This is a genomic window from Variovorax sp. YR752 (assembly GCF_943372545.1).
This window is the reverse complement of the sequence record NZ_CALRZC010000003.1, coordinates 74,723-94,957: the sequence shown is the minus strand read 5'-3', so window position 1 is coordinate 94,957 and position 20,235 is coordinate 74,723. Positions and strand designations below refer to the sequence as shown.

The 20,235-nt window shown below is 66.6% G+C and carries 18 protein-coding genes and 4 tRNA genes; 13 read left to right on the top strand and 9 right to left on the bottom strand.

Annotated features, from left to right (window positions below):
• A partial coding sequence (locus AAG801_RS01400; RefSeq protein WP_341886820.1) for an AAA family ATPase occupies nucleotides 1-1,105 on the bottom strand: 1,105 nt, incomplete at its 3' end.
• 37 nt (nucleotides 1,106-1,142) lie between these two features.
• Nucleotides 1,143-2,048 (bottom strand): NAD kinase, encoded by a 906-nt coding sequence (locus AAG801_RS01395; RefSeq protein WP_056573377.1) that lies wholly within the window; start codon nucleotides 2,046-2,048, stop codon nucleotides 1,143-1,145.
• A 31-nt stretch (nucleotides 2,049-2,079) separates the two neighbouring features.
• Here AAG801_RS01395 and hrcA point away from each other — a divergent pair, with 31 nt between their 5' ends.
• The 5 genes from hrcA to AAG801_RS01370 all read left to right on the top strand — a co-directional run bounded on the left by hrcA (nucleotide 2,080) and on the right by AAG801_RS01370 (nucleotide 7,880).
• Nucleotides 2,080-3,087: a heat-inducible transcriptional repressor HrcA gene (gene hrcA / locus AAG801_RS01390; RefSeq protein ID WP_192193531.1), complete on the top strand. Its 1,008-nt coding sequence runs from the start codon at nucleotides 2,080-2,082 to the stop codon at nucleotides 3,085-3,087.
• Between the two features lie 35 nt (nucleotides 3,088-3,122).
• Nucleotides 3,123-3,199, top strand: a tRNA-Ile gene (locus AAG801_RS01385).
• A 264-nt stretch (nucleotides 3,200-3,463) separates the two neighbouring features.
• Nucleotides 3,464-4,573 (top strand): efflux RND transporter periplasmic adaptor subunit, encoded by a 1,110-nt coding sequence (locus AAG801_RS01380; protein WP_341886819.1) that lies wholly within the window; start codon nucleotides 3,464-3,466, stop codon nucleotides 4,571-4,573.
• Nucleotides 4,574-4,592: 19 nt separating this feature from the next.
• Nucleotides 4,593-7,721 (top strand): efflux RND transporter permease subunit, encoded by a 3,129-nt coding sequence (locus AAG801_RS01375; protein WP_341886818.1) that lies wholly within the window; start codon nucleotides 4,593-4,595, stop codon nucleotides 7,719-7,721.
• Nucleotides 7,722-7,803: 82 nt separating this feature from the next.
• Nucleotides 7,804-7,880: transfer RNA gene (locus AAG801_RS01370), tRNA-Arg, on the top strand.
• A 189-nt stretch (nucleotides 7,881-8,069) separates the two neighbouring features.
• Here AAG801_RS01370 and AAG801_RS01365 read toward each other — a convergent pair.
• Nucleotides 8,070-8,510 (bottom strand): HU family DNA-binding protein, encoded by a 441-nt coding sequence (locus AAG801_RS01365; RefSeq protein WP_192193529.1) that lies wholly within the window; start codon nucleotides 8,508-8,510, stop codon nucleotides 8,070-8,072.
• Nucleotides 8,511-8,725: 215 nt separating this feature from the next.
• On the opposite strand from AAG801_RS01365, the gene AAG801_RS01360 reads away from it, so the two are divergent.
• A tRNA-Arg gene (locus AAG801_RS01360) sits at nucleotides 8,726-8,802 on the top strand.
• A gap of 69 nt (nucleotides 8,803-8,871) precedes the next feature.
• Here the strand turns inward: AAG801_RS01360 and AAG801_RS01355 are convergent.
• Nucleotides 8,872-9,432 carry a thermonuclease family protein gene (locus tag AAG801_RS01355; RefSeq protein ID WP_341886817.1) on the bottom strand — a complete coding sequence of 187 codons (561 nt, stop codon included), beginning with the start codon at nucleotides 9,430-9,432 and terminating at the stop codon, nucleotides 8,872-8,874.
• Nucleotides 9,433-9,530: 98 nt separating this feature from the next.
• Here AAG801_RS01355 and greB point away from each other — a divergent pair, with 98 nt between their 5' ends.
• Nucleotides 9,531-10,109 (top strand): transcription elongation factor GreB, encoded by a 579-nt coding sequence (gene greB, locus AAG801_RS01350; protein WP_341886816.1) that lies wholly within the window; start codon nucleotides 9,531-9,533, stop codon nucleotides 10,107-10,109.
• Between the two features lie 9 nt (nucleotides 10,110-10,118).
• On the opposite strand, the gene AAG801_RS01345 is transcribed toward greB, so the two are convergent.
• The 4 genes from AAG801_RS01345 to AAG801_RS01330 form a co-directional block, all read right to left on the bottom strand.
• Nucleotides 10,119-12,362 (bottom strand): bifunctional (p)ppGpp synthetase/guanosine-3',5'-bis(diphosphate) 3'-pyrophosphohydrolase, encoded by a 2,244-nt coding sequence (locus tag AAG801_RS01345; RefSeq protein WP_341886815.1) that lies wholly within the window; start codon nucleotides 12,360-12,362, stop codon nucleotides 10,119-10,121.
• Between the two features lie 93 nt (nucleotides 12,363-12,455).
• Nucleotides 12,456-12,659 carry a DNA-directed RNA polymerase subunit omega gene (rpoZ, locus tag AAG801_RS01340; RefSeq protein WP_013543330.1) on the bottom strand — a complete coding sequence of 68 codons (204 nt, stop codon included), beginning with the start codon at nucleotides 12,657-12,659 and terminating at the stop codon, nucleotides 12,456-12,458.
• A gap of 31 nt (nucleotides 12,660-12,690) precedes the next feature.
• Complete coding sequence (gene gmk, locus AAG801_RS01335; protein WP_056573336.1) at nucleotides 12,691-13,311, bottom strand: guanylate kinase; 621 nt, start codon at nucleotides 13,309-13,311, stop codon at nucleotides 12,691-12,693.
• 14 nt (nucleotides 13,312-13,325) lie between these two features.
• Nucleotides 13,326-14,249, bottom strand: a complete 924-nt coding sequence (locus AAG801_RS01330) for a YicC/YloC family endoribonuclease (RefSeq protein WP_056573333.1) — start codon at nucleotides 14,247-14,249, stop codon at nucleotides 13,326-13,328.
• A 91-nt stretch (nucleotides 14,250-14,340) separates the two neighbouring features.
• On the opposite strand from AAG801_RS01330, the gene AAG801_RS01325 reads away from it, so the two are divergent.
• The 6 genes from AAG801_RS01325 to AAG801_RS01300 all read left to right on the top strand — a co-directional run bounded on the left by AAG801_RS01325 (nucleotide 14,341) and on the right by AAG801_RS01300 (nucleotide 19,200).
• A complete protein-coding gene (locus AAG801_RS01325) occupies nucleotides 14,341-15,348 on the top strand; it encodes a serine/threonine-protein kinase (protein WP_101488825.1) in 1,008 nt (335 codons plus the stop codon).
• Nucleotides 15,349-15,353: 5 nt separating this feature from the next.
• Complete coding sequence (locus AAG801_RS01320; protein ID WP_341886814.1) at nucleotides 15,354-16,262, top strand: PP2C family serine/threonine-protein phosphatase; 909 nt, start codon at nucleotides 15,354-15,356, stop codon at nucleotides 16,260-16,262.
• 147 nt (nucleotides 16,263-16,409) lie between these two features.
• Nucleotides 16,410-17,141, top strand: coding sequence for a ribonuclease PH (gene rph / locus AAG801_RS01315; RefSeq protein ID WP_341886813.1), 732 nt, complete (start codon nucleotides 16,410-16,412; stop codon nucleotides 17,139-17,141).
• A gap of 73 nt (nucleotides 17,142-17,214) precedes the next feature.
• Complete coding sequence (locus tag AAG801_RS01310) at nucleotides 17,215-17,814, top strand: non-canonical purine NTP pyrophosphatase (RefSeq protein WP_341886812.1); 600 nt, start codon at nucleotides 17,215-17,217, stop codon at nucleotides 17,812-17,814.
• A 3-nt stretch (nucleotides 17,815-17,817) separates the two neighbouring features.
• Entirely contained in the window at nucleotides 17,818-19,080 is a 1,263-nt protein-coding gene (gene hemW, locus AAG801_RS01305; RefSeq protein ID WP_341886811.1) for a radical SAM family heme chaperone HemW, read from the top strand.
• Nucleotides 19,081-19,112: 32 nt separating this feature from the next.
• Nucleotides 19,113-19,200, top strand: a tRNA-Ser gene (locus AAG801_RS01300).
• A 274-nt stretch (nucleotides 19,201-19,474) separates the two neighbouring features.
• On the opposite strand, the gene AAG801_RS01295 is transcribed toward AAG801_RS01300, so the two are convergent.
• Nucleotides 19,475-20,224, bottom strand: coding sequence for a glucose 1-dehydrogenase (locus tag AAG801_RS01295; RefSeq protein ID WP_341886810.1), 750 nt, complete (start codon nucleotides 20,222-20,224; stop codon nucleotides 19,475-19,477).
• Nucleotides 20,225-20,235: the final 11 nt, after the last annotated feature.

The window sequence follows — 20,235 nt, the reverse complement described above, 5'->3', positions numbered from 1 at the left end:
GTGGCGCGGCCTGCTTGCGGATCTTGCCGAGGGCCTTGGCTTCCTTCATGTAGGCCTGCTGCGTGCTCTGCTCGGCGCGCTCCAGACCTTCGAGGTCGCTTTGCGCGTCGAGCGCCTGCAACTCCGCCTGCCAGCCCGCCAGCAGCACGGGTAGTTCGGAGGGCGTGCGTTTGTAGCGGCGTGCAAGCGACATCCACAGGCCCATGCGCTCGTCGAGTTCGGCGAGGGTCTTCGGATCGGTGTCGGTGTCGCGCAGGTAGCCGTGCAGCGAATGGGCCGCGTCCGAGGCCTGTGCCACGCAGGAGGCCAGCACCTCGCCGAGCGTGCGAAATTCGGGCTCGATGTGTTCGCAGTTCTGCAGCAGCGTCGCGGCGCGCGTAAGAGCGGCGAGGGCGCCGTTGTCGTCGTCTTCGAGTGCCTGGCTTGCGCCCTGGGCCGCGTCGATGAGCGCCTGCGCGTTCGAGATGCGCGAGTGGTGCGCCGAAAGCTCTTCCCACTCGTCAGCGCCCGGTGCGAGCTTCGCGACTTCGGAAATCTGCCATTGCAGTCGCTCGCGCTCGCGCTGCAGCGAGTCTTGCGCCGAGCGTGCGTGCTCGAGCGCCGAGAGCGCCTGCCGCCAGCTGTGCCAGGCGGCGTCGAGCGCGTCGGTGCGCGCGCCTGCGTAGGCGTCGAGCAGGCCGCGCACGGCCTCGGGGCGGGTCAGGCTCTGCCAGGCGTGCTGGCCGTGGATGTCGAGCAGGCGGTCTCCCAGCTCGCGCAGTTGCGTGGCGGTCGCGGGGCTGCCGTTGATCCAGCCGCGGCTGCGTCCCTGCAGGTCGACCGTGCGGCGCAGCAGCAGGCCGTCGCCGACCTCGAAGCCGCCTTCGTCGAGCCAGCCGGCCAGGGCCGGGTCGGCGTCGAACTCGGCGCTCACGTCGAGCCGCTCGGCGCCTTCGCGCACGGCGCCGGCGTCGGCGCGGTTGCCCAGCGCCAGTTGCAGCGCGTCGATCAGAATGGACTTGCCGGCGCCGGTTTCCCCGGTCAGCACCGTGAAGCCGGCCGACAGATCGAGTTCAAGGGACCGCACGATCACGAAGTCGCGCAGTGCGATGCGTCGCAAAGCCATCTCAGTTCGTCCTCAAGCGGGGGGCATGGTCCTTCATTCAGGAGCCCCCTTCGTTCCAATGGAGTTTTTTCCGCAGCGTGTCGAAGTAGCTCCAGCCGCGCGGATGAAGAAAGCGCACCCGGAAGTCGGAGCGGCGCACCACCACGCGGTCGCCGATGGCGAGCGAGGCGAGCGACTGCATGTCGAAATTGGCGCTGGCGTCGCGACCGCTCACCAGCTCGATCACGATTTCGTCGGCGTCGGGCAGCAGCACGGGGCGGTTCGACAGCGTGTGCGGCGCGATCGGCACCATCACCCAGCCCGGCACCGCCGGATGCAGCAGCGGCCCGCCGGCCGACAGCGCATAGGCCGTCGAGCCCGTGGGCGACGCGATGATCAGCCCGTCGGCGCGCTGGTTGGCCACGAAATGGCGGCCCACCGACACGCGCATCTCGACCATGCCCGAGGTGGCGCCGCGGTTGACCACCACGTCGTTCATCGCGAGCGCGTCGAACACCACGGCCTCGTCGCGGATCACCTGCGCGTGCATCAGGCTGCGGTGGTCTTCTTCGTATTCGCCGGCCAGCATCGGGATCAGCGTGGCCTGGTAGTTGTCCAGCGGGATGTCGGTGATGAAGCCGAGCCGGCCGCGGTTGATGCCGATCAGCGGGATGCCGTAGCACGCGAGCTGCCGGCCGATGCCGAGCATGGTGCCGTCACCGCCGACCACGAGGCCGAGGTCGCAGCGCTGGCCGATTTCTTCGACTGACAGCGCCTGGTAGCGCGGGTGCGGCGGCGCGTCGGTGTCCTCGCAGGACGAACGCTCCACGAACACCGTGCAACCCTGCGATTCGAGGAAGGCGCCAATGCCCTCCATCACGCCGTCGCGCGCATCGGCTTGCGCCCGGGCGCCGGAAGCCTGGTATTTGCCGATCAGGGCGACGTGACGAAAGCGAGAGGTCATAGCTAACAAATTACAACACTAAAATCTTGCAATGCTGGACGACCGTGCCAAGTTGCTGTTGAAGACGCTGGTCGAGCGTTACATCGCCGATGGGCAACCCGTCGGATCACGCACGCTCTCGCGTTCGGCGGGGCTGGATCTCTCGCCCGCGACCATCCGCAACGTCATGTCCGACCTCGAGGCGCTGGGGCTCATTGCAAGCCCCCACACCTCGGCCGGACGCGTGCCGACCACGCGCGGCTACCGACTCTTCGTCGACACCATGCTGACCGCGCAGCGCGAGCAGATGAGCACGCCGAGCCTGGCGGCCGACCAGCCGCAGAAGGTGATCGCCAACGCCGCCCACCTGCTGTCGAACCTGTCGCAGTTCGTCGGCGTCGTGATGGCGCCGCGGCGCGCCTCGGTGTTCAAGCAGATCGAATTTTTGCGCCTGTCGGAGCGGCGGCTGCTGGTGATCATCGTGTCGCCCGACGGCGACGTGCAAAACCGCGTGATCTTCCCCGAGTCCGACTACTCGCAGTCGCAACTGGTCGAGGCCTCGAACTACATCAACGCGCACTTCGCAGGCCTGACGATCGAGCAGGTGCGCGACCGGCTGCAATCCGAGGTCGAGAAGCTGCGCGGCGAAATTGCCGCGCTGATGCAGGCGGCGGTGCAGGTCAGCTCCGAAGTGCTCACCGATGCCAAGGCCGACGATGTCGTGATTTCCGGCGAGCGCAACCTGCTGTCGGTGACCGATTTTTCCAGCGACATGGGGCAGCTGCGGCGCGCCTTCGATCTTTTTGAAGAGAAGGCGCAGCTGATGCGGCTGCTCGACGTGTCGAGCAAGGCCGAGGGCGTGCGCATCTTCATCGGCGGTGAAAGCCAGGTCGTGCCCTTCGAAGAGCTGTCGATCGTCAGCGCCAATTACGAGGTCGACGGCCAGGTGGTCGGCACGCTGGGCGTGATCGGCCCGACCCGCATGCCGTACGACCGCATGATCCAGATCGTCGACATCACGTCGCGGCTGGTGAGCAACGCGCTGAGCTACCGCAAGTAGGTGGCCGCGCGCGGCGCATAGAATCGGGCCCGCGTGGGCCGTTAGCTCAGTTGGTTAGAGCAGCGGACTCATAATCCGTTGGTCGAGTGTTCAAGCCACTCACGGCCTACCACCACATTCCCCCTCTATAGACACTCCGATGAAGGCCGCACTGCGCGGCCTTTTTCTTTGCTGCCAGGGGCGCGCGAGCGCGGCCCACGGCCGCCGCCGATTTCACCTACGGCGAGCACAGGATTCCTTCAGGTTGCAACGCAACATCGAAGGCAGAATGCACCATTTGGGTGCAAATGTAACCAGCCGGGCGATCCCCCGTGCGCGTCGTACCGCACCGCGATTCCCGATGGCCATGACCCCGCTTTTCAAGCTTCTGCTTCCGATGTCCCTGCTCGCGCTCGCTGCATGCGGCGCCAAGCAGGCCCCCACCACCGATGACGCGCCGCCCGAAGTCGGCGTGGTCGCCCTGCACGCCAGTGATGTGGCCGTGCACACCGAGCTCTCGGGCCGCACGGCCGCTTACCGCGTCTCCGAGGTGCGGCCGCAGGTCAACGGCATCGTGCGCAAGCGGCTGTTCGAAGAGGGCGGCATGGTCCACGCCGGCCAGGTGCTGTACGAGATCGAGCCCGGCCCGTTCGAGGCCGCACATGAGCAGGCGCAAGCCGCGCTGGCCACGTCGCAGGCCACCATCGCCAGCCTGCGCGGCAAGGCCGATCGCTTCGGCGAACTGGTCAAGGCCAATGCGGTGAGCAGGCAGGAGCACGAAGAAGCGCAGGCCGCGCTGGTGCAGGCACAAGCCGGCGTGAAGGCCGCGCAGGCGGCCGTGAAGGCGGCGCGCATCAACCTCGATTTCACGCGCATCACCGCGCCCATCGCGGGACGCATCGGCCGCTCCGGCGTGACCGAAGGCGCGCTCGTGGCACCGGGCCAGGCGATGGCGCTGGCCACGATCCAGCGGCTCGACCCGATCTACGTCGACGTGGTGCAGTCGAGCCTGGAACTGACGAAGCTCAAGCGCCGCTTCATCTCGGGCGACATGGCGCCAGCCAGCACGAAGGTCAGCCTGCGCATGGAGGACGGCCTGCCTTACCCGCATGCCGGCACGCTGAAGTTCTCCGAAGTGAGCGTCGATGCGGCCACCGGTTCGGTCACGCTGCGCGCGGAGTTTCCGAACCCGCAAGGGCTGCTGCTGCCCGGCATGTACGTGCGTGCGCAGGTCGAGTCCGGCGTGGAGCGTCAGGCCGTCCTGGCGCCGCAGCGCGGCGTGGCCCGCAACGAGAAGGGCGAACCGACCGCGCTGGTGGTGGGGGCCGACAACAAGGTCGAGCTGCGCGCGCTCGAAGTGCGCAGCAGCGAGGGCGAGCACTGGGTCGTGACTCAAGGCCTGCGCGAGGGCGACCGCCTCGTGGTCGACGGCCTGCAGCGCGCGCGCCCCGGCGAAAAAGTGAAGCCGGTGCCGGTGTCCACGGCGGGCGCGTCGCCCGCCGACTAAGAAACGACAAGAACCTCCCGTGATCGCCAATTTCTTCATCCAGCGGCCCGTCTTCGCCTGGGTCATCGCCATCCTCATCATGCTGGCCGGCGGCGTGGCCATTCGCACGCTGCCGGTGTCGCAGTACCCGGACATCGCACCGCCCACCGTGGTCGTGTCCGCCAACTACCCCGGCGCCTCGGCGCAGGCGGTGGAGAACAGCGTGACGCAGGTGCTCGAGCAGCAGCTCAAGGGCATCGACGGCCTGATGTATTTCAAGTCGACGAGCAGCTCGGCGGGCTGGGCCGAGATCAACGTCACCTTCCGCCAGGGCATCGACCCCGACACCGCGCAGGTGCAGGTGCAGAACAAGGTCAGCCAGGCCACCAGCCGGCTGCCGCAGGCGGTGCAGCAGCAGGGCGTGACCGTCGCCAAGTCGCAGAACAATTTCCTGCTGATCGTGGCGCTCTACGACGAGACCGGCCAGCGCACCGACACCGACATCGCCGACTGGATGGCCAGCAACCTGCGCGACCCGATCAGCCGCGTCGACGGCGTGGGCTCGGTGCAGGCCTTCGGCGCCGCGTATGCCATGCGCATCTGGCTCGACCCGCACCGGCTGGCCAGCTACCAGCTGATGCCGTCCGACGTGACGGCCGCCATTGCCGCGCAGAACACGCAGGTGTCGGTGGGCGAGATCGGCGCGCGCCCTTCGGCGCCGACGCAGCACCTGAACGCCACCGTCACCGCGCTCTCGCGGCTGCAGACGCCTGACCAGTTCAAGGGCATCGTGCTCAAGACGCAGGCTGATGGCGCCGTGGTGCGGCTGGGCGACGTGGCGCGGGTGGAAATCGGCAGCGAGTCGTATGCCGAGACCACGCGCCTGAACGGCCACCCGGCCGCGGGCTCGGCTGTGATGCTGGCACCCGGCGCCAACGCGCTGACCACTGCCAGTGCGGTGAAGGCGCGCATTGCCGAACTCGAGCGCTCGCTGCCCGCCGGCCTGCGCGTGGCCTACGCGGAAGACACGACGCGCTTCGTCAAGATCTCGATCCAGTCGGTCATCCGGACGCTGCTGGAGGCCATCGCGCTGGTGGTGGTCGTGATGTTCCTGTTCCTGCAGAACTGGCGCGCCACGGTGATCCCCGCGATCACCGTGCCAGTGGTGCTGCTGGGCACCTTCGGCGTGCTCGCGGCCTTCGGCTATTCGATCAACGTGCTCACGCTGTTCGGCATGGTGCTGGCCATCGGCCTGCTGGTGGACGACGCCATCGTGGTGGTGGAGAACGTCGAGCGCGTGATGCACGAAGAAGGGCTCGATGCGAAGGCCGCCACCATCAAGTCGATGAAGGAGATCACCGGTGCGCTGGTCGGCATCGCGGTGGTGGTGTCGGCGGTGTTCCTGCCCATGGCCTTCTTCGGCGGCTCGGTGGGCGTGATCTACCGGCAGTTCTCGGTGACGATCATCGCGTCGATGGCGCTGTCGGTGGTGGTGGCCATCGTGCTCATTCCGGCACTGTGCGCGCGCTTCCTGAAGCCCGGCGTGCCGCCGCGCACGCGTGGCTTCCTGGGGGCCTTCAACCGTCGCTTCGATGCCGCGCAGGGCCGCTACGTGAGCGTGCTGGGCCGCATCCTGCGCAAGCCGCTGCGCTTCACGGCGGTGTACGTCGCCATCGTGGCCGGCATGGGCCTGCTGTACCTGAGCCTGCCCGGCGGCTTCCTGCCGGAAGAGGATCAGGGCAGCGTGATGGTGATTGCGACGCTGCCGGCCGGCGCCACCGCGGGCCGCACCGACGAAGTGAACCGCGCCATCGAAAAGCACTTTCTCGAAACCGAGAAGGACACGACCGACACCATCTTCACGCTCACTGGCTGGAGCTACAGCGGTTCGGGGCAGAACATGGGCATGGCGTTTGTCTCGCTGAAGGACTGGTCCGAGCGCGCCAGTGCGGACAAGCGCGCGCACGCCATCGTCGAGCGCGCCGGCAAGGCGCTGGCCAGGCAGCAGCGCGACGCCGAGGTCTTCGGCATGGTGCCGCCGCCCATCGAGGGTCTTGGCGAATCGAACGGCTTCGAGTTCTGGCTGCAGGACACCTCGGCCATGGGCGCCGAGCGGCTGTTGCAGGCGCGCGAAACACTGGTGCGCGAGGCCAACAAGGACAAGCGCCTGCAGTCGGTGCGCGCCAACAGCGTGGCCGGTACGCCGCAGCTGCAGGTCGACATCGACCAGCTGAAGGCCTCGGCGCTGCGGCTGTCGCTGGACGACGTGAACACCACGTTGGGCATTGCCTGGGGTGGCAGCTACGTGAACGACTTCATCGATCGCGGCCGCGTGAAGCGCGTGTACGTGCAGGCCGATGCACCGTACCGCTCGGCACCGGACGACATCAGCCAGTGGTTCGTGCGCGGCAGCACGGGCGCGATGACGCCGTTCTCGGCCTTTGCGACCACGCACTGGTCGCAGGGCGCGTCGCAGCTGGAGCGCTACAACGGCGTGCCCGCGGTGCAGATTCAGGGCGCAGCCGCGCAGGGCGTCAGCTCGGGCACGGCCATGGCGGCCATCGAGAGCCTCGCGAAGACGCAGAGCGGCACGGGCCAGGCCTGGAGTGGCCTGTCGTACCAGGAGCGGCTGTCGGGCGGACAGGCACCGCTGCTGTTCGCGCTGTCGATCCTCGTGGTGTTCTTGTGCCTGGCGGCGCTGTACGAGAGCTGGTCGGTGCCGGTCTCTGTGATGCTGGTGATTCCGCTGGGCGTGCTCGGTGCGGTGATCGCGGCGGCGTTGCGCGGGTTATCGAACGACATCTACTTCCAGGTGGGGCTGCTTGCGACCATCGGCCTGTCGGCCAAGAACGCGATCCTGATCATCGAGTTCGCGGAAGCCGCGCTGCGTCGTGGCGTGCCGCTGCTTGAGGCAGTTGCCGAAGGTGCGCGGCTGCGGTTGCGACCTATCCTGATGACGTCGCTGGCCTTCCTGGCTGGCGTGATTCCGCTGGCCCTTGCCACCGGTGCGGGCTCGGGCAGCCAGACCGCGATCGGCACCGGCGTGTTCGGCGGTGTGCTCGCGGCGACGGCATTGGGCATCTTCTTCGTGCCGCTGTTCTACCTGCTGGTGAAGCGCCTGGCGTCGAGGTTGATGGGGCGCAAAGCGGTCGTCGAACAAGTGGCCTGAGGCTGTCGCATCGCAAGGCCGCGAAGCTTTTTTGAAGGCCTCGCCAGAAGAGCGCTTTCTGCGGGGTAGAATTCAAGGCTGCGCGGCTGTAGCTCAGTTGGATAGAGTACTTGGCTACGAACCAAGGGGTCGTGGGTTCAATTCCTGCCAGCCGCACCATCTCTCGAATAGCCTGGAAGGGTTTCTCTTCCAGGCTATTTTCGTTTGGGGCCCTCACGCAGAGGGTTTCGCTGCCCGCATTCGCTGCGCGGCAGCCGCCCACAAAAAAGCCGCCCGAGGGCGGCTTTTTGACGTCGATACGGACAACTGCCAGGCCAGGCCTGCGCAACTGTCGTCGCACCGTCGGTCTTACTTCTTCTTGGCGACGGCCTTCTTGGCGGGAGCCTTGGCAACCACTGCCTTGGTGACAGCTGCCTTCGTAACAGCAGCCTTCGTGACAACTGCCTTCTTGGGAGCGGCGGCCTTCTTGGCAGCGGGTGCAGCAGCGGCCTTTTCAGCCTTGCGCTTGGCGGCCTTGGGGTCGATGGCGGCCTTGAAGGCAGCGCCAGCGACGAACTTCGGCACCTTGGTGGCGGCGATCTTGATCTTGGTGCCGGCTTGGGGATTGAAACCCGAGCGCGCGGCGCGTGCGACTTGCTTGAAAGTACCGAAGCCGACCAGCTGGACCGAGTCGCCCTTCTTCACGGCAGCGACGACGCTGCTGGTGATCGTTTCGAGCACGCGTGCGGCTTCGGCCTTGCTCAGGTTGTGGGTGGTGGCGATCTTCTCGACCAGTTCGATGCGGTTCATTCAGTATTCCTTGGATGGTATGGCGCCGTGTTGCCTACGGCGGCCCAGGCTATTCCGGGCGGGGCGGAGTGTACCGGGTCGGATGGGCCTCTTTGGCGCAGCGTGGGCGAGATGCGTCACAACAGGCCTCATTGCGGGCTGCTTTCGTTCGCATTTTCAGCTTTCGATCACAAAGGTTTGGATGCGAGAAAAAACACGCTATAATCGAAAGCTGTGCGGCTGTAGCTCAGTTGGATAGAGTACTTGGCTACGAACCAAGGGGTCGTGGGTTCAATTCCTGCCAGCCGCACCACTCTTCAAGGGTTAGCTCGTTTATCGAGCTAACCCTTTTTCTTTGGCCGGTCATTGCGCCGTGCCGGCATCAAGGGCGCATTGGTCGCGCGTCTTTCCAGAGGCCTGCCCGCTTGGCTCTCGCTTCTTCTTCCGCGAATTCATACTGCCCGCGCTCCTGGGGCGACAGGCGATGCGCCTGCGCGGGCTGCCAGCGCGCCAATCCGACGGTCAGCAATGCCAGGCTGGCGTCGAGCGTCCTCGGGCCGTTGGGTGCCGAGTCCGGCGTCACCATCACGCGGCAGACGCGTTCGCGAGCATGGGATGTGGGATCGTCGCAGTCGACATCCGCTGGCTTCAGGCGGACCATGTCGTGCATCTTCTGTCGGGCCTGGTCTGCGAAGGGCTGCCCGGGCTTTGGCGCCTCGATGCCCTGCAGGCGCACGAGACGCCACGCATTGGCACTGGCCGCGTCGCCGCAGCGGGCGGTCACGGTGTCGCCGCTGTGGATGCTCGCGACGAAGCAGGTCTGCGTTCTGGCGTGCGTGCTGAAGGGAAGGGCGAACAGAACGCCGGCAAGGGCCGCGAGAACGCCAAAATGAAGCCTCGCCGAGGTGCTGCAGCGGCGTGAGAAGTGTCTGGTGGCGATCACAAGGGCTCCTGTCTCTTGGACATTTCGGTTGCGGCAAACTCAACCGCTTGTACGGCGCGGCAAGGGCGCCCAGTATTTCCGATTTGAAGGACTCTGCATTGAACAAGGCATTCACCAAGGAGTCGGACGCCGATGCGGACGACGACGATGACGGCGCAGGTGGCGCGATGCCCCCGCTGCCGGCCGGCAGCAAGAACTACATCACGCCCGAGGGCTACGCGCGCCTGCGCGACGAGCTGCTGCAGCTGATGGACGAAGAGCGTCCCAAGGTCGTCGAGGCCGTGCACTGGGCCGCGAAGAACGGCGACCGCTCCGAGAACGGCGACTACCTCTACGGCAAGAAGCGCCTGCGCGAGATCGACCGGCGTATCCGCTTCCTCGGCAAGCGGCTCGAGATCGCGGAGATCACCGACCCGTCGGTGCACCACGGGCGCGACCAGGTCTTCTTCGGTGCCACGGTCCGCTATGCCGACGAGACCGGCGAGGAGCGCAGCGTCACGATCCTCGGCATCGACGAGGCCGAGAGCGCCAAGTCGGAGGTCAGCTGGATTTCCCCGATCGCACGTGCGCTGCTCAAGGCGCGCGAGGGCGACGTGGTGAAGCTCATCACGCCCGGCGGGGCGCACGAGGTGGAGATCCTGTCGGTGAGCTACCCGGCGCCGCGCACGGCGAACTGACGAAGAAGGTCAGGGCGCCGGAATCGTCCGCGCCGCAGTCAGCACCGACGCGGTCCGGCGCGCGGCGCGCAGCACGGCATCGAGGTGCGAACGGTCGCGCACCGCGATCACGAAGCGCAGGTCGGTCGAGTCTTGCGGGGTCTCGTCGGCCATTTCCACGTGCGTGATGTCGGCTTCGGCATCGGCCAAGGTGGCCGCCACGCGGGCCAGCACGCCCTTGTCGTTGCGCACGGTGATGACCACGCCGGTCTCGAAGGCGCGCGTGGGCTCGTCGGCCCATTCGACCGCGAAGAAGCGTTCGCTGTCCTTGTTGCGCAGGCGCTGGCCGACGCCGCAATCGTCGGTGTGCACCACCAGCCCTTCGCCATGTCCGAGGTAGCCGACGATCTGGTCGCCGGGAATGGGGCGGCAGCACTGCGCAAAGCGCACGGAAGAGTTCTCGCTGCCATCGAGCGTCACCGCGCCCTGTGACACGGCCTCGTGCGAGGTGAAGCGCTCGCGGCTCAGGAGGAGGGCGTCGGGGCGCTCGCCGATCTCGGCCATCAGCGCCATGAGCCGCTTGGCGACGATGCTCGCGATGCGCTTGCCCAGACCGATGTCGGTCAGCAGCTCGGCGCGGGTGCGGTTGCCGGTGAAGCGCAGCAGCTTCTCCCACAGCGCCTGGTGTTGTTCGTCTTCCTCGGGCAGCTTGCCGAGGCCTTCGGCGCGCAGCGCCTGGGCCAGCAGCTTCTCGCCCAGGCCCTCGGACTCGGCATGCGCCAGGGTCTTCAGATAGTGGCGGATCTTGGAGCGTGCCCGGCCGGTGCGCACGAAGCCCAGCCACGCGGGGTTGGGCGTCGACACGGGGGCGGTGATCACTTCGACCACGTCGCCGTTCTTCAGCTCGGTGCGCAGCGGGACCTGGTCGCCGTTGATGCGCGCGGCCGAGGTGTGGTCGCCGATGTTGCTGTGGATGGCGTACGCGAAGTCGACCACGGTGGCGCCGCGCGGCAGCGCCATGATCTGGCTCTTGGGCGTGAAGACGTAGACGGCGTCGGGGAACAGGTCGACCTTGACGTGGTCCCAGAACTCGGCGGCGTCGCGCGTCTCGTCCTGGATGTCGAGCAGTGACTGCAGCCACTTGGTGCCCAGCCGGTCGTTGCTCGCGGCGTTGGGCTCGGCGGCCTTGTAGAGCCAGTGCGCGGCCACGCCCGACTCGGCCACGACGTGCATGGCCTCGGTGCGCAGCTGGAACTCCACGCTCACGCCGGCCGGCCCCACCAACGTGGTGTGCAGCGACTGGTAGCCGTTGAGCTTGGCGATCGCGATGTGGTCCTTGAACTTGCCGGGCAGCGGCTTGTACATCTGGTGCAGGATGCCCAGGCCCGTGTAGCAGGCGATCACGTTCGGCACGATGAGCCGGAAGCCGTAGATGTCGGTGACCTGCGCGAAGCTCAGGTGCTTTTCTTCCATCTTGCGGTAGATGGAGTAGAGCGTTTTCTCGCGACCCGCGATGCGCAGCGTCATGCTGGCGGCGGAGAAGGCCGCCTCGACCTCTTTCTGCACCTTCTGGATCAGGTCGCGTCGTCGCCCGCGGGCCTTGGCGACGGCCTTGGCCAGCGTGGCATAGCGCCAGGGCTTGAGGTGCCGGAACGACAGGTCCTGCAGCTCGCGGTAGGTCTGGTTCAGGCCCAGCCGGTGCGCGATGGGGGCGTAGATCTCCAGCGTTTCACGCGAGATGCGGGCCCACTTTTCGCGCGGCGCATCGGCCAGCGTGCGCATGTTGTGCGTGCGGTCGGCCAGCTTGACCAGGATGACGCGCACATCGCGCGCCATGGCCAGCAACATCTTGCGGAAGGACTCGGCCTGGTTTTCTTCGCGCGTGTTGAACTGCAGCTTGTCGAGCTTGGTGAGCCCGTCAACCAGCTCGGCAACCGGGGCGCCGAAGCGTTCGATGAGCTCCGGCTTGGTGACGCCGCAGTCTTCGATGGCGTCGTGCAGCAGCGCGGCCATGAGCGCCTGGGCGTCGAGCTTCCACTCGGCACACTGCGCCGCCACGGCGATGGGATGGGTGATGTACGGCTCGCCGCTGTTGCGCAGCTGCCCGAGGTGGGCCTCGTCGGCGAAGCGGTAGGCCCGGCGAACCAGCTCGGTGTCTTCGGGGCTCAGGTAGTCGAGGCGGGCCGTCAGCGCGGCAAAACTCGCGGCGGCCGCGTTCAACGCCGCCGGACTCGGTTTCGGCGTAGGGGACGTAGGTTTGGCGACCGCACTCATGGCTATCACTTTAGCGTGACCGCTCTATGGACGCGTCCAGACGTAAAAAAAGCACCGCAATGCGGTGCCTTTTCGTTGCGGGGCTGCGTCAGATCAGCCTGGCACTTTCTTGAGCATTTCGATGCCGATCTTGCCTTCGGCGATTTCGCGCAGGGCGGTGACGGCGGGCTTGTTCTTGCTCTCGATCTTGGGCGCGTGGCCTTGGCTCAGCATGCGCGCACGGTACGTGGCGGCGAGAACGAGCTGGAAGCGGTTCGGAATCTGAACCAGACAATCTTCGACGGTGATGCGTGCCATGATGAATTCTTTCGGTCGGTGAGCGGGGATTTCAAGGGATGTTCAGTGCGGCGAACGTATCGGCACGTGCTCTGCGCTGTGCGGAATACCGGAGCCTCTGCGCGTGGACGATCGCCTTGAGATCGAAAAGTGCGCGCTCAAATAACTCGTTGATTATAACGAAATCGAATTTTCCGGCCTGGGCCATCTCTTCGGCCGCGTTCTTCAGGCGCAGTTCGATCACCGCCGCGCTGTCTTCGCCGCGCCGCTCGAGGCGGGAGCGCAGCTCTTCCCAGCTGGGCGGGAGGATGAAGATCATGACCGCGTTGGCAAAGGTCTTGCGGATTTGCAGCGCGCCCTGGAAGTCGATTTCGAGGATCACGTCGGTGCCCAGGGCCACCCGCTCCTCGACCGCCTTCTTCGACGTGCCGTAGCGGTGGCCGTGTACATGAGCCCATTCCACGAAGCCGTCGGCCGCAATGAGGGCGTCGAACTCGGTCGGGGAGGCGAAAAAGTACTCCCGGCCGTGCTTTTCCTGCCCGCGCGGCGGGCGCGTGGTGTGGGACACCGAGGGTTGAACGGCCGAGTCGAGCTCCATGAGCGCTTTGACCAGGCTCGATTTGCCGGCGCCGCTGGGCGCGGCGACCACGAAGATATTGCCGGGGTAGTCCATGGGGGGGCTCGTCGTCATTCGATGTTCTGCACCTGCTCGCGCATCTGTTCGATGAGGACCTTCATGTCCACGCCGATGCGCGTGAGTTCCAGGGCGGCCGATTTGGAGCCCAGGGTATTGGCTTCGCGGTGCAGCTCCTGGATCAGGAAATCCAGCCGCTTGCCGATGTCGCCGCCCTTCTTGAGCAGCCGCTCGATCTCGTCGAGGTGCGAATTCAGCCGCGTGAGCTCTTCCGCCACGTCGATGCGGATCGCGAAGGCGGTGGCTTCGGTCAGGGCCCGGTCCTGGGCGGCTTCGGGCAGCGTGCCGCCCGTGCCGGCGGTCAGGCCCATGGCCTCCTGCCAGCGCTCCAGGAAGCGGTTGCGTTGCTGTTCGACCAGCTGGGGCACCAGCGGGCCGGCCTGCTGCACCAGGGTGCGCAGCTGGGCCAGGTGGGCCTCGAGCATCTTGGCCAGCCGGGCGCCTTCGCGCTGGCGGGCCGACATCAGGGCCTCGAGCGCCTTGCCTGCCACGTCGAGCAGGTCGGGGCCCCAGTCGCCGCGCGTGGCGCCGTCGCCGCCGGCCAGCCGCAGCACGTCGGCCACGCTGAGCTCGCGGGCGCCGGGCAGCCAGGCACGGATGCCGTCCTGCACGCCGTTCAGCCGCTGAAGCAGCTTGACGGAGGGCTCGACCACGCCCGCCTGGGACGTGTTCTCGATCGCCGCGCGCACCTCGACCTTGCCGCGTTTGAGCTTGGCCGTGAGCAGCTCGCGCAGCGCGGTCTCATGCTGGCGCAGCTCCTCGGGGAGCTTGAAGGTGAGGTCGAGAAAGCGGCTGTTGACCGAGCGGATTTCGACCCCGAGTCGGCCCGCGGCGGAGGGCCGTGCATCGGCTTCGGAGTGGCTGCCTGCGGGGCCGTTCTGGCCGCTGGCATAGCCGGTCATGCTGTAAACTGGCATTGCGCCTCACTGTGGTTTTGCTTGCAAGCACCGAGGCGTCGGTACAGCGTTCGCTTGCCGCACCATCGCCTTCGGGCGAAACTCCCGGATTATGTCAAAGGTCAAGCCTACGCCCCTGTTGCCCGATACGGTCATTGGCGGATATCGCGTCGTTCGCCGGCTTTCCGCGGGCGGTTTCGGCGTGGTTTACCTCGCCATCGACCCGAACGGCCAGCAGGTGGCCGTCAAGGAATACCTGCCTTCGTCGCTCGCTACGCGGGGTCCCGGCGAGTTGGCGCCGCAGGTGCCGCCCGAGAAACTGTCGCTGTACCGCCTGGGGCTCAAGAGCTTCTTCGAAGAAGGCCGCTCGCTCGCGCAAATCTCGCATGCGTCGGTGGTCAGCGTGCTCAATTTCTTCCGCGAGAACGAAACCGTCTACATGGTCATGAACTACCTGGAGGGCGCGACCCTGCAGGATTTCGTGGTCACGGCGCGCGACCTGAAGCGGCAAAAGGTGTTCCGCGAGTCGACCATCCGTTCGCTGTTCGACGAAATCCTGCGCGGCCTGCGCATCGTCCACCAGTACAAGATGCTGCACCTGGACATCAAGCCCGCCAACATCTTCGTCACCGACGACGACCGCGCCGTGCTGATCGACTTCGGTGCCGCGCGCGAAGTGCTCAGCAAGGAGGGCATCTTCATCCGCCCCATGTACACGCCCGGCTTTGCCGCGCCCGAGATGTACCGGCGCGATTCGTCGATGGGCCCCTGGACCGACATCTACGCCATCGGCGCCTGTATCTACGCCTGCATGCAGGGTTACCCGCCCAACGATGCGCCGCGTCGCATCGAGAAAGACCGCCTGAGCCTGTCGCTCTCGCGCCTGCGCGGCGTGTACTCCGACAACCTCATCGAGGTCGTCGAGTGGTGCATGTCGCTCGACCCGCTCTCGCGCCCGCAGTCGGTGTTTGCGCTCCAAAAAGAACTCAGCCGCGAAGGCGAGCGCCGCTACACCAAGCTCACGGTCGGCGAAAAGGTGCGCCTGTCGCTCGACAACATCCGCTCCTTCGACAAGAAGAGCCTTCCGCGCGCCGCCGCGCCCACCACCCGTCCGGCCTGATCGACATGAAGTTCTCCGTGTTCCAGGTCAGCCGCAAGGGCGGCCGCGTCAAGAACGAAGACCGCATGGGCTACTGCTACACGCGGGAATCGGGTCTGTTCGTGCTCGCCGACGGCATGGGCGGCCATCCTGAAGGCGAAGTGGCGGCCCAGCTGGCGCTGCAGACCATCGCGGCGCTGTACCAGCGCGAGGCCCGTCCCACCGTGAAGGACGTGAAGGCCTTCCTGGCCGAATCGGCCATGGCGGCGCACCAGCAGATCATGCGGTACGCGAGCCACAAGGCGATGCTCGACACGCCCCGCACCACCGTGGTCGCGGCCGTGCTGCAGAACACCACTGCCACCTGGCTGCATTGCGGCGACTCGCGCCTGTACGTCGTGCGCGACGGCCGCCTGCTGACCCGCACGCGCGACCATTCGCACGCCGAGCGCCCCAAGCCCCACGGCGCCACCGACGCCCCGGTCAACCGCAATCTGCTGCTGACCTGCCTCGGCTCGCCCACCACGCCGCTGTTCGACGTGTCGGCGCCGCTGCCGCTGCAGCGCGGCGACCGCCTCATGCTGTGCTCCGACGGCGTCTGGGGCGTGCTCGACGACGCCGTCATCGTGCACACCCTGTCGTCGGGCAAGCCCGTGTCCGACGCCGCGCCCGACCTCGCCGAAATGGCGCTGCGCAAGGGCGGCGCCCACAGCGACAACGTGACGCTCATCGCGCTCGAGTGGGAAATGCCCGAAACGTCCGGCGACGACCGCGGCGTGTCCACCGAAACCATCGACGACGGCGTGTTCGCCTCGACCATCCAGGCCGGCATGCCGTCCGACAGCGAGATCGACGATCTCGACGAAGACGCCATCGAGCGCTCCATCGCCGAGATCAACGAAGCCATCCGCCGCTCCGCTGCACGCAAAAGTTAGATGACCCCCAGTCTTCGCGCACTTCGTGTCGCTACGCCAACCCCCTTCCAGGGGGCAACACCAGCGGCCCGGCAAAGCCGGTTCCGCGGTGTTCCCCGAACATGCCGCTGAAGAGCGGCTGACTTTTTTCCTTTTTGGGTTTTGAAAATGACTGCTTTCACACGAAGCGGCGGCCGCGCCGCCGACCAGCTGCGCCCCGTGCGCATCACCCGCGGCTTCACCATCCACGCCGAAGGCTCCGTGCTCATCGAGTTCGGCCAGACCCGCGTGCTGTGCACCGCCTCGGTCGAAGAAAAAGTGCCGCCGCACAAGAAGGGCAGCGGCGAAGGCTGGGTGACGGCCGAATACGGCATGCTGCCGCGCGCCACCCACACCCGCAGCAGCCGCGAAGCCGCCAAGGGCAAGCAGACCGGCCGCACGCAGGAAATCCAGCGCCTCATCGGCCGTTCGATGCGCGCCGTGTTCGACCTCGCCGTGCTCGGCGAACGCACCATCCACCTCGACTGCGACGTGCTGCAGGCCGACGGCGGCACGCGCACCGCGGCCATCACCGGCGCCTTCGTGGCCGCACAGGACGCCGTCGACAAGCTGCTGGCCTCCGGCGCGATCAAGACCTCGCCCATCAAGGGCCACGTGGCCGCCATCTCGGTGGGCATCGTCGACGGCACGCCGCTGCTCGACCTCGAATACACCGAAGACTCGGCCTGCGACACCGACATGAACGTCGTCATGACCGGCGCCGGCCACTTCGTCGAAGTGCAGGGCACGGCCGAAGGCGTGGCCTTCACGCGCGAAGAAATGAACCTCCTGCTCGGCCTGGCCGAGAAGGGCATCGGCGAACTCGTGAGCCTGCAGCAGCAAGCCCTGCTTTCGAACTGACCGACTGACGACCACAACCATCAGCTACTGGCGCCCGCCCTCCATCGGGCGCCACAGCCATCTTTGACTTTCCATGAAACTGGTTCTGGCTTCCAACAACGCGGGCAAGCTCGCCGAACTCCAGCAGCTGTTTGCCGAGCTGTCCGTCACCCTGGTGCCGCAGTCGGCGCTGGGCGTGGGCGAGGCTGAAGAACCCTTCCGCACCTTCGTCGAGAACGCGCTGACCAAGGCGCGCCACGCCAGCGCCGCCACCGGCCTGCCGGCCATTGCCGACGACGCCGGCTTGTGCGTCGATGCCTTCGGCGGCCTGCCGGGTGTCGACACCGCTTACTACGCCACGCAGTTCGGCTACGCCAAGGGCGACGCCAACAACGTGCAGGCGCTGCTCGAACAGCTCGACGGCGTCGTCAACCGCCGCGCCGCGCTCGTGAGCACGCTGGTCGCGCTGCGCCGTCACGACGACCCCGAGCCGCTCATTGCCGTCGGCCGCGTGGTCGGCGAGATCGCGCTTGCGCCCATCGGCGACAACGGCTTCGGCTTCGACCCCGTCATGTACCTGCCGACCTTCGGCAAGACCTTCGCCCAGCTGCCGCCTGACGTGAAGAACGCCCACAGCCACCGCGGCCGCGCCGCGCAGGCCATGCTCGCCCTGATGCGCGAGCGCTGGTTCTGACCTATGGCCACCGTCTTCCCGATCCAGCCCGCCCAACCCGGCGGCGCCCTCCAGGCCAATGACGTGCTGCACTGGATGCGCCCCGGCCCGCTGCAACTCGCCGCGCTGCCGCCGCTGTCGCTGTACATCCACCTGCCGTGGTGCCTGCGCAAGTGCCCCTATTGCGACTTCAACTCGCACGAGTGGCGCGCCACGAGCGAGGCCGACATCGACGGCCTTCCCGAAGCCGCCTACATCGACGCGCTGATCGCCGACCTCGACGCCGCGCTGCCGTTGATCTGGGGCCGCACCGTCCACACCATTTTTATCGGCGGCGGCACGCCCAGCCTGTTCTCGCCGCAAGCCATCGACCGGTTGCTCGGGGACGTGCGCGCGCGCCTCAAGCTCGCGCCCGAATGCGAGATCACGCTCGAGGCCAACCCCGGCACCTTCGAGCGCAACCGCTTCCGTGCGTACCGCTCGGCCGGCGTCACGCGCCTGTCGGTGGGTGTGCAGAGCTTCAACGACGAGCACCTGACGGCACTGGGCCGCGTGCACGACCGCGCCCAGGCCATCGCCGCGGTCGAAGAAGCCGCGAGCGCCTTCGACACCTTCAATCTCGACCTGATGTACGCCCTGCCGGGCCAGACCATGGAAGGCCTCGACGCCGACCTGACCCAGGCCTTGGCCCTCGCGCCGCCGCACATCTCGATCTACCACCTCACCATCGAACCCAACACCTGGTTCGCCAAGTTCCCGCCCACGCTGCCCGAGGACGACATCGCTTACGCCATGCTCGACCGCATCACCGAGCGCACGGGCGCGAGCGGCATGTCGCGCTACGAGGTCTCGGCCTATGCGCGCGACGGGCACCAGTGCGCGCACAACCTCAACTACTGGCAGTTCGGCGACTACCTCGGCATTGGCGCCGGCGCGCACAGCAAGCTGAGCTTCGCGCACCGCATCGTGCGGCAGGTGCGCTATCGCGAACCGCGCCTGTACATGGAGAACGCGCGCGCCGGTGCGGCCGTGTCGCAGAGCGACGAAGTGGCGCTGGCCGACCTGCCCTTCGAGTTCATGCTCAACGCACTGCGGCTGAAGCAGGGCTTCACGCTGCCCCAGTTCAGCGAGCGCACGGGCCTGGCGATGACGTCGATCCAGCGCGGCATGGAAGAGGCCGAGCGCAAGGGGCTCGTCGCCCGCGACCTGTTCCGCGTGTGGCCCACCGAGCGCGGACTCGACTTCCTGAGCGACCTGCAGACGCTGTTCCTGCCCGATGACGAGTAAGGCTGCGCCGTCAGCTTAAAATCGACGGTTCCGGAGAGTTGGGTGAGTGGTTTAAACCAGCAGTCTTGAAAACTGCCGACGTGAAAGCGTCCGTGAGTTCGAATCTCACACTCTCCGCCAGTCGTCGATGTCCTGCATTGAGACTCGGCCAGTTCGACATCCTTACCCATCCGTCGGCAATGCGACCGTTGCGTCCCGGATGTTGCGACATGACCCGGCAATCGAGGCATTTCGCACGAAGCTCGACCACAGCTGCTGTTGTGGGCCAAGACATTGCGCGAGTGCGCAGCAAGTACGCAAAGTACTTGCCGAGCAACTTTTCTCCCGCAGAATCTTGAGGACAACGATAAGGCGGCTCTACGGGCCTGCGCGAGGTCGCCGACCTCGGCGCTCGTCAGATCTGCGCCATGCCGCCGTCGACAAACAGCTCCACGCCATTGACGAAACTCGATGCATCCGATGCGAGGAAGACCGCCGCCTTAGCGATTTCGTCGGGCTCGCCGACGCGGCCCAGCGGAATGTTGGGGGCAAAGCTATCGAGAAAGGCCTGCTCTTGTTCAGGAGGGACCATCCCCACAAGCGCGGGCGTTCTGATCGGTCCAGGGCTCAGCACATTGACCCGGATGCCCTTGCCCTTCAGGTCCAGGATCCAGCTGCGGGCGAGATTGCGGATTGCGGCCTTTGTCGCGCTGTAGACGCTGAGGGAGGCCATTCCCTTGATCGACATCCCCGAGCCGGTCAGGATCACCGCCGATCCTGGCGACAGGAGCGGTAGCGCTTTTTGCACAGTGAAGAGCGTGCCCTTCACATTGATGCCGAACGCCTGATCGAACTGCTCTTCGCTAATTTCTCCGAGTGGTGCGTACGTTCCGCTGCCTGCATTTGCAACCACGATGTCCACACGGCCATAGCGACTCCGGACGAACCCATAGAGCGCGTCCAGATCGGCGAGTTTCGAGATATCTACCCGAACGGCACTGACCTCGCCGCCAATGCTTGCGACTGCCGCATCAAGTTCAGTTTGACGGCGGCCCGCGATCACGACGGAAGCGCCCTCGGACGCAAAGCGCTTGGCGATACCGAGTCCGATCCCGGAGCTACCGCCCGTGATGACGGCGACTTTGCCATCGAGAGTTTTTGTCATTTTGTCTATTC

Bases quoted from the DNA above. Each gene is read 5' to 3' on its own strand.
- AAG801_RS01395 (WP_056573377.1), bottom strand. From the start codon at position 2,048: ATGACCTCTCGCTTTCGTCACGTCGCCCTGATCGGCAAATACCAGGCT.
- hrcA (WP_192193531.1), top strand. From the start codon at position 2,080: ATGCTGGACGACCGTGCCAAGTTGCTGTTGAAGACGCTGGTCGAGCGT.
- AAG801_RS01380 (WP_341886819.1), top strand. From the start codon at position 3,464: ATGTCCCTGCTCGCGCTCGCTGCATGCGGCGCCAAGCAGGCCCCCACC.
- AAG801_RS01365 (WP_192193529.1), bottom strand. From the start codon at position 8,510: ATGAACCGCATCGAACTGGTCGAGAAGATCGCCACCACCCACAACCTG.
- AAG801_RS01345 (WP_341886815.1), bottom strand. From the start codon at position 12,362: ATGAGTGCGGTCGCCAAACCTACGTCCCCTACGCCGAAACCGAGTCCG.
- rpoZ (WP_013543330.1), bottom strand. From the start codon at position 12,659: ATGGCACGCATCACCGTCGAAGATTGTCTGGTTCAGATTCCGAACCGC.
- gmk (WP_056573336.1), bottom strand. From the start codon at position 13,311: ATGGACTACCCCGGCAATATCTTCGTGGTCGCCGCGCCCAGCGGCGCC.
- AAG801_RS01330 (WP_056573333.1), bottom strand. From the start codon at position 14,249: ATGCCAGTTTACAGCATGACCGGCTATGCCAGCGGCCAGAACGGCCCC.
- AAG801_RS01325 (WP_101488825.1), top strand. From the start codon at position 14,341: ATGTCAAAGGTCAAGCCTACGCCCCTGTTGCCCGATACGGTCATTGGC.
- AAG801_RS01320 (WP_341886814.1), top strand. From the start codon at position 15,354: ATGAAGTTCTCCGTGTTCCAGGTCAGCCGCAAGGGCGGCCGCGTCAAG.
- rph (WP_341886813.1), top strand. From the start codon at position 16,410: ATGACTGCTTTCACACGAAGCGGCGGCCGCGCCGCCGACCAGCTGCGC.
- AAG801_RS01310 (WP_341886812.1), top strand. From the start codon at position 17,215: ATGAAACTGGTTCTGGCTTCCAACAACGCGGGCAAGCTCGCCGAACTC.
- hemW (WP_341886811.1), top strand. From the start codon at position 17,818: ATGGCCACCGTCTTCCCGATCCAGCCCGCCCAACCCGGCGGCGCCCTC.
- AAG801_RS01295 (WP_341886810.1), bottom strand. From the start codon at position 20,224: ATGACAAAAACTCTCGATGGCAAAGTCGCCGTCATCACGGGCGGTAGC.